The 15207-nt window shown below is 50.6% G+C and carries 17 protein-coding genes; 7 read left to right on the plus strand and 10 right to left on the minus strand.

The features are described from left to right. Positions 1-51: 51 nt before the first annotated feature. The 5 genes from GMA8713_RS06705 to GMA8713_RS06725 all read left to right on the plus strand — a co-directional run bounded on the left by GMA8713_RS06705 (position 52) and on the right by GMA8713_RS06725 (position 5530). Positions 52-630 carry an aminodeoxychorismate/anthranilate synthase component II gene (locus tag GMA8713_RS06705; RefSeq protein ID WP_157515516.1) on the plus strand — a complete coding sequence of 193 codons (579 nt, stop codon included), beginning with the start codon at positions 52-54 and terminating at the stop codon, positions 628-630. Between the two features lie 324 nt (positions 631-954). Beyond that, the gene (locus tag GMA8713_RS06710) at positions 955-2172 is read left to right on the plus strand and encodes an aspartate aminotransferase family protein (RefSeq protein ID WP_062707105.1); all 1218 of its coding nucleotides are present in this window, start codon (positions 955-957) and stop codon (positions 2170-2172) included. 43 nt (positions 2173-2215) lie between these two features. Beyond that, a complete protein-coding gene (astA, locus tag GMA8713_RS06715; RefSeq protein ID WP_002535206.1) occupies positions 2216-3232 on the plus strand; it encodes an arginine N-succinyltransferase in 1017 nt (338 codons plus the stop codon). Positions 3233-3244: 12 nt separating this feature from the next. Then, positions 3245-4702 (plus strand): succinylglutamate-semialdehyde dehydrogenase, encoded by a 1458-nt coding sequence (gene astD / locus GMA8713_RS06720; RefSeq protein WP_062707107.1) that lies wholly within the window; start codon positions 3245-3247, stop codon positions 4700-4702. Positions 4703-4735: 33 nt separating this feature from the next. Then, positions 4736-5530 (plus strand): DUF1338 domain-containing protein, encoded by a 795-nt coding sequence (locus tag GMA8713_RS06725; protein ID WP_062707109.1) that lies wholly within the window; start codon positions 4736-4738, stop codon positions 5528-5530. Positions 5531-5554: 24 nt separating this feature from the next. Here the strand turns inward: GMA8713_RS06725 and GMA8713_RS06730 are convergent, their stop codons facing one another. After that, positions 5555-5749, minus strand: coding sequence for a hypothetical protein (locus GMA8713_RS06730; protein WP_062707110.1), 195 nt, complete (start codon positions 5747-5749; stop codon positions 5555-5557). A gap of 174 nt (positions 5750-5923) precedes the next feature. Beyond that, positions 5924-6556 carry a cAMP-activated global transcriptional regulator CRP gene (gene crp / locus GMA8713_RS06735; RefSeq protein ID WP_002535199.1) on the minus strand — a complete coding sequence of 211 codons (633 nt, stop codon included), beginning with the start codon at positions 6554-6556 and terminating at the stop codon, positions 5924-5926. 236 nt (positions 6557-6792) lie between these two features. Here crp and GMA8713_RS06740 point away from each other — a divergent pair, with 236 nt between their 5' ends. Then, entirely contained in the window at positions 6793-7200 is a 408-nt protein-coding gene (locus GMA8713_RS06740) for an OsmC family protein (protein ID WP_062707112.1), read from the plus strand. Between the two features lie 62 nt (positions 7201-7262). Here GMA8713_RS06740 and GMA8713_RS06745 read toward each other — a convergent pair whose 3' ends face one another. The 8 genes from GMA8713_RS06745 to GMA8713_RS06780 all read right to left on the minus strand — a co-directional run bounded on the left by GMA8713_RS06745 (position 7263) and on the right by GMA8713_RS06780 (position 14467). Beyond that, positions 7263-7859: a DUF3501 family protein gene (locus GMA8713_RS06745; RefSeq protein ID WP_062707114.1), complete on the minus strand. Its 597-nt coding sequence runs from the start codon at positions 7857-7859 to the stop codon at positions 7263-7265. Positions 7860-7874: 15 nt separating this feature from the next. After that, positions 7875-9200 carry a heterodisulfide reductase-related iron-sulfur binding cluster gene (locus GMA8713_RS06750; RefSeq protein WP_062707117.1) on the minus strand — a complete coding sequence of 442 codons (1326 nt, stop codon included), beginning with the start codon at positions 9198-9200 and terminating at the stop codon, positions 7875-7877. Between the two features lie 106 nt (positions 9201-9306). Beyond that, entirely contained in the window at positions 9307-9726 is a 420-nt protein-coding gene (locus tag GMA8713_RS06755; protein ID WP_062667065.1) for a rubrerythrin family protein, read from the minus strand. A gap of 172 nt (positions 9727-9898) precedes the next feature. Beyond that, the gene (locus GMA8713_RS06760; protein WP_062707119.1) at positions 9899-10768 is read right to left on the minus strand and encodes a phosphoribulokinase; all 870 of its coding nucleotides are present in this window, start codon (positions 10766-10768) and stop codon (positions 9899-9901) included. 71 nt (positions 10769-10839) lie between these two features. Next, entirely contained in the window at positions 10840-11055 is a 216-nt protein-coding gene (locus GMA8713_RS06765; RefSeq protein ID WP_062707121.1) for a YheU family protein, read from the minus strand. Between the two features lie 7 nt (positions 11056-11062). Further along, a complete protein-coding gene (locus GMA8713_RS06770) occupies positions 11063-12046 on the minus strand; it encodes a DUF3187 family protein (protein ID WP_062707123.1) in 984 nt (327 codons plus the stop codon). Positions 12047-12088: 42 nt separating this feature from the next. Next, entirely contained in the window at positions 12089-13075 is a 987-nt protein-coding gene (locus tag GMA8713_RS06775) for a hydrolase (protein WP_062707125.1), read from the minus strand. A 9-nt stretch (positions 13076-13084) separates the two neighbouring features. Then, positions 13085-14467 carry an aminotransferase-like domain-containing protein gene (locus tag GMA8713_RS06780; protein ID WP_062707127.1) on the minus strand — a complete coding sequence of 461 codons (1383 nt, stop codon included), beginning with the start codon at positions 14465-14467 and terminating at the stop codon, positions 13085-13087. Between the two features lie 123 nt (positions 14468-14590). Here GMA8713_RS06780 and GMA8713_RS06785 point away from each other — a divergent pair, with 123 nt between their 5' ends. Continuing rightward, positions 14591-15193 (plus strand): LysE family translocator, encoded by a 603-nt coding sequence (locus GMA8713_RS06785; RefSeq protein ID WP_046307187.1) that lies wholly within the window; start codon positions 14591-14593, stop codon positions 15191-15193. Positions 15194-15207: the final 14 nt, after the last annotated feature.

The following is a 15207-nucleotide window of genomic DNA, read 5'->3' on the forward strand; positions in this document are numbered from 1 at the left end:
TTGCGCCCAGTCCCGCTGATGTTGTGCGGGCAGGACGTGATGGGAACGATTGTGCTGCTGATTATTGATAATTACGACTCTTTTACCTTCAACCTATACCAGTACTTTTGCCAGTTGGGTGTCGAAGTAGAAGTGCACCGCAATGACGCTATCACGCTCGCTGACATCGAGGCCATGGCTCCCTCGCACCTAGTCATCTCGCCAGGACCCTGCACGCCGGACGATGCGGGTATCTCACTTGAGGCTATCAAACATTTTGCCGGAAAGCTGCCGATTCTAGGCGTGTGTTTGGGGCATCAAGCCCTGGCTCAGGTTTTTGGTGGCAAAGTCATTCGGGCAAAACAGGTGATGCATGGCAAAACCAGCCCAGTGATTCATCGAGATGTTGGCGTATTTCAGTCTCTTAATAACCCGTTAACGGTCACTCGCTACCATTCTTTGGTGGTGGGGGCCAAATCACTGCCAGACTGCTTTGAAATCACTGCGTGGACAGAAGTAGACGGTGCGTTCGATGAAATCATGGGGATCCGCCACAAAATACTCGCGCTTGAAGGGGTTCAGTTTCATCCGGAAAGCATTCTGACTGAGCAGGGCCACCAGCTTCTACAAAACTTCCTCTCTCGCTATTGAATCCTTGGCTGGTTTTCAGTGCTCAGAACCTGTGTTGAAAGCTGATCATTGTCACTGTTTTTACATTTTCGTTTCGCCGTTTCCCAACTGTTAACAGTGAAACCTTATTCACTCCCTTCGCGCCATCTCTCGTTTATTTCCCAACAGGAAAGACAGTCTTACCGCTTGTTCTATTAATCATTTACCCTTCTTCACGCATAAATATGGCACTTGTGTGAATTTCCCATAGTTTATTGCGCTAGATTATAAAATTTTCTGCTATTGATGTGGTTAATAGAATGTAAATACTATGCTTATAGCAGAATCGACAGAAGGATATGAGCGATGACAGCCGAACATAAAGTAGAACGTAAATTGTTCGATGAAGTAATGGTGCCATGTTATGCACCCATGGATATGATTCCAGATAGAGGAAAGGGTGCGCGTATTTGGGATCAGGATGGTCGTGAATACATCGATTTTGCTGGCGGTATCGCCGTAAGCTGCCTGGGCCATTGTCACCCGGTGATGGTCGACGCATTGAAAGCACAAGCCGAAAAACTTTGGCACCTGAGTAATGTCATGACCAATGCACCAGCACTTCGTCTGGCGAAAAAGCTGACCGAAGTGAGCTTTGCTGAGCGCGTCTTTTTCGCCAACTCTGGTGCGGAAGCCAACGAGGCAGCCCTGAAATTGGCACGTCGCTGGGCAGTGGATGTGCACGGCCCAGAGAAGAGTGAAATCATCGCCTTCACCCAAGGTTTCCACGGACGTACATTCTTTACCGTCACAGTGGGTGGCCAGGCAGCCTATTCTGATGGCTTTGGTCCAAAACCGGGCGATATTAGCCATCTGCCATACAACGATTTGGATGCACTGGCAGCGGCTATGTCAGATAAAACCTGCGCTGTCATGATGGAACCGCTTCAAGGTGAAGGCGGTATTGTTACGCCAGACCCTGAATTTGTTCAAGGCGTTCGTGACCTGTGTGACAAACACAATGCCCTGCTGATTTTCGATGAGGTTCAGACAGGTAATGGCCGTACAGGTACTTTCTACGCGTATGAGCAAACCGGTGTGACGCCAGACATCCTGAGTACTGCGAAATCGCTGGGCGGTGGTATCCCAATCGGTGCCATGCTGACCACTGAAAAGCTGGCTGCTCACATGAAAGTCGGTACTCATGGCTCCACTTACGGCGGTAACCCGCTGGCATGTGCTGTTGCAGAAGCGGTAGTGAACGAAGTGAGCAAGCCGGACGTGCTGGCTGGTGTGAAAGAGCGTGAAGGATGGTTCCGTGAAGGGCTGGAAGCACTCAATGCCAAATACAAGATGTTCAGCGAAATTCGCGGCAAAGGCCTGTTGATTGGTGCTGCTCTCAATGAAGAGTGGAAAGGCCGTGCCCGTGATGTTTTGCTGGCGGCAGGGGAAGAAGGCTTGCTGCTGCTGGTGGCGGGTACCAATGTGGTGCGTATGACTCCATCACTGGTCATCACCAAAGAAGAAGCAGAAGAAGGTTTAGCGCGACTGGATCGCGCACTGGCAAAACTGACGGCGGCATGATCGCCCGAGGTTTTGACCACTCATTGCATCAGGAGGAAGTAAGATGCTGGTAATTCGACCAATCAGAGAAACGGATTTTGACGCCTTAATGCTTTGTGCAGAGGAGTCCGGACACGGTTTTACGTCGCTCCCTGTTGACGAAACCCTGATTAAAGGCCGTATCGATCACTCGCTGGACAGTTTTGCCCGTAACGCACAAGCACCGGGTATGGAAGGTTACCTGATGGTAGCGGAAGACACTGAAACCGGCGAAGTGGCAGGCACCACCGGCATTGAAGCGGCTATCGGGTTGGACAATCCGTTTTACAGCTACCACATCAGTAAAATCGTTCACCATTCACGTCGTCTGGATGTGCATAACGTGGTGGAAGTGCTGACCTTCGGGAACAACTACACGGGGGCGACGGAAATTTGCACCCTGTTCCTGCGCCCTGAGTTCCGTCAGGGGCTGAACGGTAAATTACTGTCCAAATGCCGCTTCCTGATGCTGGCCCAGTTCCCGGAAAAATTCTCCGACGTCATCTTTGCAGAAATGCGCGGTGTGTCTGATGAAGACGGAAACTCGCCATTCTGGGCATGGCTAAAAGAACATTTCTTCTCGATTGATTTCACCTTGGCAGACTACCTGACCGGAACGGGCCAGAAAGGTTTCATTGCTGATCTGATGCCTAAGCTGCCAATTTACGTGAGTCTGTTGAGTGAAGAAGCGCGTGAAGTGATTGGTCAGGTGCATGAGAAAACCCGTCCAGCACTTCGCCTTCTGGAAAAAGAAGGTTTCACTTGCCGTGGTTATGTCGACATTTTCGATGCTGGCCCAACGGTAGAGTGCCTTCGTCAGAACATAGATTCTATTCGTCGATCATTCACCGCAAGAGTGAAGATCGCCGAGCACAGCAGTGCACAGGATTACCTGATCTGTAACAGCGACTTTGAAAACTTCCGCGCCACCGCAACCAAGGTTGGTGTCGATGAAGAGCGCAATGAAGTGCTTATCAGTAAGGAAGTGGCAGAAGCGCTGTTTGTACAAGATGGAGATACCGTGCGTCTGGTGTCGGTTTAGGAGAGACGATCAATGACACAATGGATTGAGAACAAAGCCATTGAGGGTAAGGGCGACGCGTTCGAATCGCTCAACCCATTTAACAGCGAAGCGGTCTGGTCCGGCAAAGCGGCCACGCCTGAGCAAGTGGAAACGGCCGTTGATGCCGCACGTTGTGCGTTTATCAGCTGGAAAAAAACGTCGCTTTCAGAGCGTCAGGCGCTGGTGGAGCGCTTCGCGGAAAAAGTAAAAGAAAACAGCGAGCACATTGCGAAAGTGATCGCAGAAGAAACCGGTAAACCACTGTGGGAAACCCGCACTGAAGCGGCGGCCATGGTCGGCAAAATCGGTATCTCTTTGCGTGCCTATCAGGAACGTACTGGTGAACGCGTAAAAGACGTAGCGGGTACACAAGCAGTGCTGCGTCATCGCCCACTGGGTGTGATGGCCGTGTTTGGTCCTTATAACTTCCCTGGGCACTTACCGAATGGTCACATTGTTCCAGCATTGCTGGCGGGTAACACTGTGGTGTTCAAACCATCAGACCTAACGCCGAAAACGGCTGAAGAAACCCTTAAGCTCTGGATTGAAGCGGGTCTGCCTGAAGGCGTGATCAATATGGTCCAGGGGGGGCGTGAAACCGGCGAAGCATTGGCACAATCCAAAGGTATAGATGGGCTGCTGTTTACTGGCAGTGCCAACACTGGCCATATCCTTCATCGTCAATTTGCAGGTCAGCCGGGCAAAATGCTGGCGCTTGAAATGGGCGGTAACAACCCGATGGTGATTTCCAATGAGTATGGCGAAGTAGATGCTACGGCTTACACCATCATCCAGTCAGCCTTTATCAGCGCAGGTCAGCGTTGTACCTGTGCCCGTCGACTCTATGTGCCTAAGGGTGACAAGGGCGATGCCTTGCTTTCCCGTTTGGTCGAGATGACCAAGAATATCCGCATCGGTGGCCAGTTCGATGAGCCTGCACCGTTTATGGGCGCGCAGATTTCTGTCCGCGCCGCAGAAGGGATTCTGGCTGCACAGGCGAATCTTGAATCTTTGGGTGGTGAACCACTGCTGAAAGCAGAGTTACTGCACGATGCTGTGGTGTCTCCAGGCATCATTGAAGTGAGCAAAGTCGCTGAGTTGCCAGATGAAGAATACTTTGGCCCACTGCTTCAAGTGGTGCGTTATGACTCCCTTGAGCAGGCTGTCGAGCTTGCCAATGACACCCGTTACGGCCTGTCAGCGGGTTTGGTGTCAACCGATGATGAAGAATGGGATTACTTCCTTGACTACATCCGCGCGGGTATCGTGAACCGCAACCGACAGTTGACAGGAGCAAGCGGGGATGCTCCGTTTGGTGGGCCTGGCGCTTCAGGCAACCTTCGTCCAAGTGCTTACTACGCAGCAGACTACTGTGCCTACCCGATGGCGTCCATGGAAGGTGAAGATGTTTCACTGCCAGCACAGTTGAGCCCTGGGCTTTCACTTTAATATTCCACAATCACAAGCATTCAGGAGGATGTGATGGAACGCGTTCAGGCTTTATTCGACGGACTTTGGAAAGATTACACCGCACGCCTTTGCCCTTCAGCAGCAAAGGTTCATCAGTTGCTCGAAGAAGGCATGCCGCTGCTGAATGACCACATTGCGCTGCGTACCTTTGCATTGCCAAAAGTGGGTCTCGACAGGCTGGCTGCGCCTTTCATTGCTATCGGCTATGAGCCAAAGGGTGAATATGAATTCAAAGCTAAGAAGCTGTTCGCACGCCATTTTGAACATCCGAACCCTGATGCACCTAAAGTCTTCATCAGTGAGCTTTTGGTTGGTCAATGCTCTTCAGAGCTTCAACTCGCTGTTCGCTCGCTGGTGGATCAGGTCGATGAGGACGCCTTGAATGACCCTGCTTTCCTTTATGGTGGTCGCTTGTGGGATATCGACTTTGATACCTATAAGAAACTGGCCGTTGAAAGTGAATATGCAGGTTGGCTGTCAGCACACGGGTTTGGTGCTAACCACTTTACAGTCAGTGTGAATCAGCTGAGCACTCTCGATACCGTGAAAGGTGTGAATGACCTACTGCGCCAGTCTGGCTTTGCGATTAACGAGTCTGGTGGAGAAGTGAAGGGAAACCCTGAAGTGTGCCTTGAGCAGTCTTCGACCATGGCCGACAAAGTGAATGTGGTTTTCAGCGACGGCGAACAAACCATCCCTGGTGGTTTCTACGAATTCGCCAAGCGTTACCCGCTGGCAGATGGTTCGCTATACCAAGGCTTTGTTGAAGCGTCAGCAGATAAAATCTTTGAAAGCACCGACCAGTAAACGCCTTGGATGTAATGCGCCAGCCTAGGATGTCAGTGAGGTTGGCCATTCATCATTGGAAGTTGCACCAAGTCGATGCTTCTCTTCGCCCAGCATACACTGGATATGATAGTGGGATGGATCACTGAATCCAGTCATTTCTGTGCTGAGATGCCCTGGTGTAACGGGGATTGGCGGTTGCTGTGTTGATGATGATAAGTGCTGGATTTCCATGTCCATACCGATATTTCCTAACAGAAATGATGCATGCAGATGCATATTAATATATACGTAACTTGCATTGAAAGTTAGCACTGAATAATGACATTCGCAGGAAAATTGGCATGATCATGATCACGCTATAAACAAAAAAGCCACCGAGAAACCGGTGGCTTTCTCTTATGTAGGGTGCTTTTAGCGAGTACCGTATACCACGATAGTTTTACCGTGAGCAGAAATCAGATTCTGCTCTTCCAGCATCTTCAGGATTCGGCCAACGGTTTCGCGTGAACAGCCAACGATTTGACCAATTTCCTGACGGGTGATCTTGATTTGCATACCGTCTGGGTGGGTCATTGCGTCTGGTTGCTTCGCCAGATTCAGCAGTGTCTGGGCGATACGGCCAGTAACGTCCAAGAATGCCAAGTCACCGACTTTCTGGCTTGTCACTTGCAGACGGCGAGCCATCTGGGAAGACAAGCGCATCAGGATGTCTGGGTTAACCTGGATCAGCTGGCGGAATTTCTTGAATGAGATTTCTGCAACTTCACATGGAGACTTTGCGCGAACCCAAGCGGTACGCTCCTGATCTTCCTCAAATAGGCCCAGTTCGCCAATGAAGTCGCCCTGGTTGAGGTAAGAGAGGATCATCTCTTTGCCTTCTTCATCTTTGATCAGTACTGCCACAGAGCCTTTTACGATGTAGTACAGCGTCTCTGCTTTCTCACCCGCATGGATAAGGGTACTTTTCGACGGATACTTATGAATGTGGCAGTGTGAAAGGAACCACTCTAGTGTTGGGTCTGTTTGAGGTTTTCCTGGAACCATATATCTCATTTCCTCTGCAGTTGTTGCCTGATGAGTCTTCCTTAGCCCACCGTCCTGCGGCACAAGTCCGTTGGATAGCATAAGGTTTAGGCAGTCAGGCTACAAGCTCTCTGTTTGAGTCATTGAGTTTATCCTTTTTCCAGCACGATTTCTTGATTTTGATATGGACTTAGGCCCCTATTAAACGCTAAAAACGTGGACAAGATCACGACCCTGAAAGTAATTGGAGGTAAGAAATGCAAGCAAGCGTCAAATGGTGTGGTGGTGAGACCTTCCTTGGACTGTCAAATTCTAGCCATAGTGTTGTGATGGATGGAAACGGAGGTAAAAATGCCCCAAGTCCAATGGAGATGGTGCTGATGGGCGCTGGCGGATGCAGTTCTGTCGACGTGATTGCAGCATTGAAAGAAGGTGCACAGCAGGTGGTTTCTTGTGTGGCTGAGCTCAGCGCTGAACGTCGTGAACAGTCGCCAAAGCTATTCACCAAAATTAACATCCATTTTGTGGTAACGGGCAAAGCGCTTGATGAACATCGTGTAGCAACTGCGGTGAGAGACAGCCTAGAAAAATATTGCTCAGTTTGTTTGATGCTCGGGGCAGGGGTGACAATGACCCACTCTTACGAGATCATTGAAAGCGCATGAAATTCTCGCGTTAAGTATATGGTCCGGTGATGAAGGTACGAAGGAGGGTGTTCCCCTCCTTATTAGTTTATCTGTGGTGTATCTAGATCTTCGGTCAGTGCTGTTTGCACGTCTTCTGCGACGTTAACCTCTATGGTGAGAGCGGGATGATCTGCGCCTGCGGTTAATGCCTCGCCACGCTTGAAAGCGCTTATCATGCTTGGTGTTAGCTCAAACCGCATGAAGTGCACACTGGAGGTTTTCTCTTCGTTATCGCGCTCAAGATCCTCATCGCAGATGGGGTAAACCTTCGCGTCGTCGCCGACTCTCAGCCAGACCTTATTTTCTACGCCAATGAGCTTGGAGAGTTCTACTTTTCTAATTTCAGGATCAGCATACTCGATCATCATGGTCGCTTTGAGATTGCTGCCATCGGGGATGAGCGGGTTGTATGCATCCAACTCTTCTTTAATGCCCTCCGGCTCGAAGATACGCTCAATACGCAGCATTTCCTGAATTTGGTATTGGATAGTCTGACGGTTTTCAAAAATCAGCCTTGCATGTTTCCCAAGCATCACGAAGCGGTGCTTTTTGTGCTCCATGATTTGGTGACGGAACTGAGCTCGGGCACGGGCATAATCTTCTAACGTCATCAGATCGTCTGCAGTCAATTTTTCCATGGTTTTCGCTCCCTGTTACAGGCCATAGGCCTTCCTCAATAAGGTCATGGGGTGAATGGGTTTGTCCACCTCGGCGAGTTTGGCAATATGCGCGCCAGCCATTGGGCAGTCACTGGCAAAATAATCGGCGTTTGCTTGCTTCACTTTCTTCGCTACCGGACGACCGATTTTTACTGCTTTATCATGGGTTTCCACTTTGACTGCATAAGTACCATCGTGCCCGGAGCAACGCTGCTCTGGTGCGACCTGGGTATCAGGCACTAAACGCAGGAGCTCTGCGGTTTTAAGACCAATGTTTTGTACTCGCAGGTGACAGGCGACGTGGTAACTGATGTCACCGAGCGGGGTATCAAACTCTATGTTGAGCTTACCTGCTTTGTGGCGAAGCATAAGGTATTCGAATGGGTCATAGAATGCATCACGGACCTTGGCGACATCCGGATCATCAGGGAACAAGAGCGGAAGTTCCTGCTTGAACATCAGTACGCAAGATGGCACTGGCGCAATAAGGTCGAACCCTTTTTCCAACATGGCCAGAAGCTGCGGAATATTTTCTTCTTTAGCGCGCTGCACGCTTTCAAGATCACCTAATTCCATCTTTGGCATGCCGCAACAGCGTTCTTTACCCACCACTTCGATATGGATGTTGTTCTTCTGGAAAACTTTATAGAAGTCTTCCCCAAGTTCTGGGCTGTTGTAGTTTCCGTAACAAGTAGTGAACATGGCGACTTTGCCCGTGGTTTCACCAGCCGGTTCCGCCGATATGGTTCTCGCCATCGGGGCGACACGTTTACGCATGGTTTTGCTGTCGTATTTCGGCACGATAGCGCCTCTGTGAACGCCAGCTTTTTCTAAAATACCGCGAAATGTGCTGTTTTTGTTCATGGTATTGACGGTGACATCGACAATTGGAATGGTCGCCACGCCACCGACGAAATCTGTGCTGGACAGCAGCTTGTCCCTTAACGATGCACCTTCTTCATGGAACTTGACGGCTTTGGCACGCAACATCAAATGTGGGAAATCAATTTCCCATTCGTGCGGCGGCACATAGGGGCATTTGGTCATGTAGCACATATCGCAGAGGTAGCATTGGTCTGCGACTTTTTGGTAATCCTTTTTGTCGACCCCGTCGACTTCGAAGGTTTCTGATTCGTCGATAAGATCAAACAGGGTAGGGAAGGAATCGCAAAGGCTGACACAGCGACGGCATCCATGACAAACATCAAAGACGCGCTCAATTTCCGCTTCGAGCTTTTCGCGATCGTAAAAATCTGGGGATTGCCACTCAATGGCGTGGCGTGTGGGGGCTTCAATGCCTCCTTCGCGTTTTTCTTTCATGACGTGTCCTGCTACTGGCTCTGCCAAACTACGTGGCATCAACTGTACGTTGGCGTCACATGCGCCTGTCGGTTAAGTAAGGGCGGAAAACCGCCCTTCCAAGCGACTAGCTGTCGAGGTTATCGAGTGCTTTCTGGAAGCGGTTTGCATGACTGCGCTCTGCTTTAGCGAGTGTTTCAAACCAGTCAGCGATTTCATCGAAACCTTCGTCGCGTGCCGTGGCAGCCATGCCCGGATACATATCGGTGTACTCATGGGTTTCACCGGCAATAGACGCTTTGAGGTTTTCTACGGTATTACCCATAGGTAAACCCGTGGCAGGGTCGCCCACTTCCTCTAGGTACTCTAGGTGCCCGTGAGCGTGACCCGTTTCACCTTCTGCGGTTGAGCGAAAAACAGCGGCGACATCGTTGTAGCCTTCAATGTCTGCTTTTGATGCGAAATAGAGATAGCGACGGTTTGCCTGACTTTCACCGGCAAAGGCGTCTTTTAGGTTTTGCTCGGTTTTGGTTCCTTTCAGTGACATGGCTCTGTCCTCTTTTATGACATTGTCTTCTTGCTCCTGATGGTTAAAAAGCAACCACCGAGATTAAGTTAAGGACAGGATCTATATTCGGTCTAATGAATAAAAACGTAATCCGCGATAGATTTTATCGATGGCGGATTACGTTTAAACGTGGTAGATGAGTTCAGTGGTACTAACTGATTTTGCCGGTCTCAATCAGCTGCTGGATAAGGGGACGAATAATCAGTTCCATGGCAAAGCTCATCTTGCCACCGGGTACTACAAGCGTGTTATGGCGTGACATGAAGGAGCCTTGGATCATCGACAGCAGGTAAGGGAAGTCGACTTTCTTGATGCCACGAAAGCGGATTACTACGAAGCTCTCGTCCAAGCTTGGAATACCTTTGGCGTTAAGTGGGTTCGAAGTATCTACCGTTGGGACGCGCTGGAAGTTGATATGGGTGCGACTGAACTGTGGTGTGATGTAGTTTAAGTAGTCGTCCATCGAACGGACAATAGAATCCATCACCGCTTCGCGCGAGTGTCCGCGGTCTCGGGTGTCACGGACAAACTTCTGAATCCACTCCAGGTTCACAATCGGTACCATGCCGATCAGCAGATCGACATGCTGCGCGACATTAATTTCGCCATCTACCACACCGCCATGAAGCCCTTCGTAGAACATCAAATCAGTGTTTTCCGGCAAGTCCTGCCAAGCAGTAAAAGTTCCCGGCATTTGGTTGTAAGGAACGGCTTCGTCAAAAGTGTGAAGATAGCGACGGAACTGGCCCGTGCCTTCCTCACCGTATTCCTTGAAGAAAGATTCAAGCCTAGGAAAGTCGTTGGCAGTGGGGCCGAAGTAACTGATATGACGGCCCTGTTCTTTGGCTTTACGGATTTCCACGTCCATTTCAGGACGGGTATACCGATGAAAACTGTCACCTTCCACCCAGGCAGCGCTAATCTTCATCATGTTGAAAATCTTGCGGAATGCATCTGAAGTGGTGGTCGTCCCTGCACCGGACGAACCGGTAACTGCAATAATGGGGTGCTTTGCAGACATGACAAGCCCTGTCAATTTAGAAAGATGGCAACAGTTAACAGGGTCTCGATGGCTTGGTCAAGCGAGTGCGGTTAACCGAGTGATCGCACAGGTTTGATATCCACCGTTTCGTGCAATTCAGAAAACACCACCACGGCTTCCTTGTTTTTGAGCAGATTGTAGACCTGTTCCACCTTTTCCTCGAAGCTTGCTTCCTGCTCGCCGTAATCTGTCCCTTCGCGCAGCACAAAGTGCTCAACTAGGTTTCTCAGGGTCTCTTCGGGGATTTCTTGCCATGGAACGATCATGATGGCTTTACCTACTACAAAAACGGTGCCGGAAGGTGGCATTAAACACGATATCAGTGCTGTTATCGTGATTGAACATATTCTCTAGAGCCATCAATTCTATCGCACTGTTATCAAAAAGGTAGCGATAACCCAGCGCAAACTCGTGCACCAAGGCATTAAGTTCGCCCAGCCCGGCACCGGCTGCTTTGTCTTGCGATATCAGGTATTCCCCTATCAGCTCATGATGCGAGAACCATTGATACTGGTAACTGATACCCGCGTTAACACCCCATGGTTTTACCTCAACAAAATGCTGGGGTTTATCCGGTCGGTGGACGAGCGACACCATGGCAGTCAGCCGGTGTTTCTCTCTTTGGTAGCCATAGTTGAGCTGAGCAGACTGCTCGAAAGAAGTGTTGGCAAACACGCCATGGCTGACCCGGTTAAAGAACAGGGTGACACCGGCACTCACCGCATGGTGCATGTCTTCATAGAGTGTTTGCTCGCCATACAGATTGATGGCACTGAGTAAGGGGTCGCCAGTGAAGTCTTCGACTGGTGCGTCCATGGTGCTTGGGACATAGATATAGAACCTGTCTTCATCGACTTCGGTACGACCGTTTTGGTCGATGCCAAAAATGCTATGGAACTTTTCCGTTAGGCCGTCCAATCGGTTGTTTGCCGCATAGCGGTATTGCAGCCAAACCCCAACCCGTTTTTCCTCATCCAGCGCATGAACGAAGCCGCCCATAAACTGGTTGTGGTAGTAGTCAAAGCTGTATTCCTGTGAAGGTGCCCAAACGCTGCCAATAGCGACGGAAGCGAAGACATCTGTTTCTCCTGCTTTCAATTGAAACGGGTCTTGGAGTATCGGTGTGAGCCCAGTGGTTTGCAGCGGTGCCTGACTTTGGGCAATCAGCGGCCCAAAGCGCAAAGGGTCTGTGTTTTCGGCCTGCGCAGCTATGGGGAGCCACAACAGTGGCATTAAAGCAGTGCGAGATATTGCCATCGTACACCTCTCTCGCCCTGCTTTCTTGGTGTTATTGCGTCTTTATTCGGCGTCGATGTGCAGGGCTAACCAGCGTGGTACCTCTTTTTCCAGCCAGAAGTCTGGTGCATTCAAGGTACCGGAGACAAATCCGACGTGACCGCCATATTCGGTCAGGTGATAGTCAATGTTGTCCGGTAGCGGCGCTTTGGGGATCACCGCTTCCGTCATAAAGGGATCATCTTTAGCATGGATCACTTTGAGCGGAGCCGCAATTTCCTGCAACACACCTAAGCCACTGCATTGGCGATAATAATCCTCAGCATCGTTGAATCCGTGCAGTGGTGCAGTGACGGTTTGGTCGAACTGATAGAGGTTCGATATCGCCACTTTCTCCCCGCTTTTCCAGTGCCCGATTTGCGGGTGGCGGGCAAGCTTGTTACCGAGGGTGCGGTTCATTGAGCGGAGCAGATACGCTTGATAGACGCGGGAAAACCCCTGACGAATGCGACTTGAACATGCCGCCAGATCCAAAGGTGGACTGATGACGCATCCGGCTTTAATGATGGGATCGTCTTTAAACTCTGCCAGATAGCGCACTAGCATATTGCCACCGAGGGAAACGCCTGTAGCGACTTTGGCGTTTTCAGGGAATCGCTGTTTGAGGTACTCGAGGAAAAAGCGCGCATCGCCGGTTTCTCCTGAGTGATAGCTGCGTGGCATTTTGTTCAATGAACCGCTGCAACCGCGAAAGTGCATTAAAACGCCGACCCAGCCTTGTTGCTTGAAGGCGTTGAGTAAACCGTTAGCGTAAGGGCTGTAAAAGCATCCGGCAAGACCGTGAAACAGCACCACGATAGGTTTGTCACCGACAGTTGTCGGGTCTTGTGTCCAACTGATATCCAGAAAATCCCCATCCGGCGTTTCTAAGCGTTGCCAGACAGGTTCAAAGACCGCTTTCCTGCGCAAAAAGCGCGGAAGCAGGGTTTGGACATGTGGGTTCTTGCCGCCTTTCATCGGCACGAAAGGCTTGCATGCTGTTTGTTCCATTTCTCTCTCTTACAACGCAAATTCAGTCAGTGGTGGATTCGCCAACAGCTTGGCGAGCTTCTCGCAGCCCTGTTCAAGTAACTCGCGACTAGGCGGGGCGCTCACTGCAATCCGCACCGTCGGTGGCGCGGAATATCCTGCAGGGACAAACAGTTCTGACGATTTCAGTTCCAGACCTTCTGCTTTGCTTGCCGCCAGAAACTCGCTGAGCGACCAAGCTTCGGGCAATGTCAGCCAGCCGTGAAATGCGTTGGGATGGTAACGCATCGACTCAGTACCAAGATAGCGGGTGACGATTTCCCACCGTGTTTCCATTTCAGTACGAATGGTATCTAGGATTTGGTTTGCTGAGCCATTCTCCAAAAGGATCGCCGCCATGGCAGTTAAAAGCGGGCTGATCATCCAGCTGTGGTTTTGCAGTGCATTAACGAAGTGGGGATAGAAGCGTTCCGGCAGATGCAGGAAGCCCAGACGAAGACCGGGCGCCAGTGTCTTCGCCAGCCCACCGATATATATCACATTGTCAGGTGCCAGATTGACCATCGGTGAAGGCCGTTCACGGGGAAGCAGGCCATTGATGTCATCTTCCACGATCATCAGTTGCTGTTGTTCACACTCCTCGATGAGTGCCTGTCGGCGTGCTTCACTCATGGTCGCTGTCGTCGGGTTTTGCAGAGTTGGCGTGAGGTACACCAATCTCGCCTGATATTGCTGGCAGGCTGCGCTTAAGGATTCTGGAAACATGCCTTCATCATCCATCTCTACGGGCTTCACCGTGAGTTGCAGCTGTCTGGCAAGACTAAGTAAACCGGGGTAAGTGAACTTGTCGGTAAGGATAGTATCCCCGGCTCGGCAGAGGGTCATCAGGCAAAGCTGCATGGCATTTTGCGCGCCGGAGCAGAACAGCAAGCGCGACGGATCGGCGTTCACCTTATGCCCATTCAACCAGTCGGCCAGAATTTCACGGTGACGCACAATGCCGGAAGGAGGCTGATACAGCATCAGACTGTTGAGTTCCTGCGGGTGGGCAGCAAGTTGCTCCAATGCTTCTGCGAAGAGATCGGCACGGTTAATCGTTGGCGGCACGTTGTAGCCAAAGCTCAGCACATCTTGTCGATCAGGATCGGAAAAAGACCACAGTGGGCGGTTGTTCTCGCAAATGTAAGTGCCTGCACCGACTTTGGCTTCGACAATGCCTCGTCGCTCCGCTTCTGCATACGCGCGGGTGACTGTTCCTACGGTGACTGACAACGCATCCGCCAGTGCGCGGTGGGTCGGCAGTTTGGTTCCCGGTGCCAGTTCTTTGGTCGCCACTTTCTCCGCAATGGTATCGGCAATCTGCCGATACATGGGAGCCCCGGATTTGTCTAATTCAATATTGATGATTGTCATGGTGACAATAAACCTTTTGATCGTGTTTTTGATCCCTGTTAGCGTGAATGTTGAACAATGAGTAGGTCAATTTCAATCATTAACTTGAATTGTATCGATGCAATGTGAGCAAGGAGACAATTCATGATGGAACTATCTTTTCTGGCAACACTGGCGCTTTTTGCGGCGACCATGACGGGGACGCCGGGACCGAATAACATGATGCTGACAGCATCGGGAGCTAACTTTGGATTCAGACGCACTGTGCCTCATCTTGTTGGTATTTCCCTTGGTGTTGCGTCTTTAATTGGCGTGGTTGCAGCAGGATTGGGAGCGGTGTTTCAACTCTATCCTTGGGTACAGGAAGGGATGAAGCTGCTGGCCAGCGCGTACCTGCTTTATCTGGCATGGCGCATTGCCAAGTCGGGGGCACCTTCTGAAGATGCTTCCAGCGATCGCCGGCCGATGACCCTGATGGAAGGAGCATTATTTCAGTACGTCAATCCCAAGGCGTGGGCAATGGCGGTGAGTGCGGTGGGTACCTTTACCTTAGCGGGCGGAGACTATTGGATATCTTCCATGGTGATTGTCATTACTTTTCTCATAGTAGGCTTGTCTCTGACATCTATTTGGGCGGGCTTTGGCGTCTGGGTGGGGAAAGTGCTGTCTTCAGAAAAAAGCTGGAAAGTGTTTAACCGCGTGATGGGAACCCTGACCGCATCCTGCTTAATCTTTATTTGGCTGTAAGCAGGGAGTCTCGT

The organism is Grimontia marina (genome assembly GCF_900060185.1).
In the GTDB taxonomy this organism is placed as follows: Bacteria; Pseudomonadota; Gammaproteobacteria; order Enterobacterales; family Vibrionaceae; genus Enterovibrio; species Enterovibrio marinus.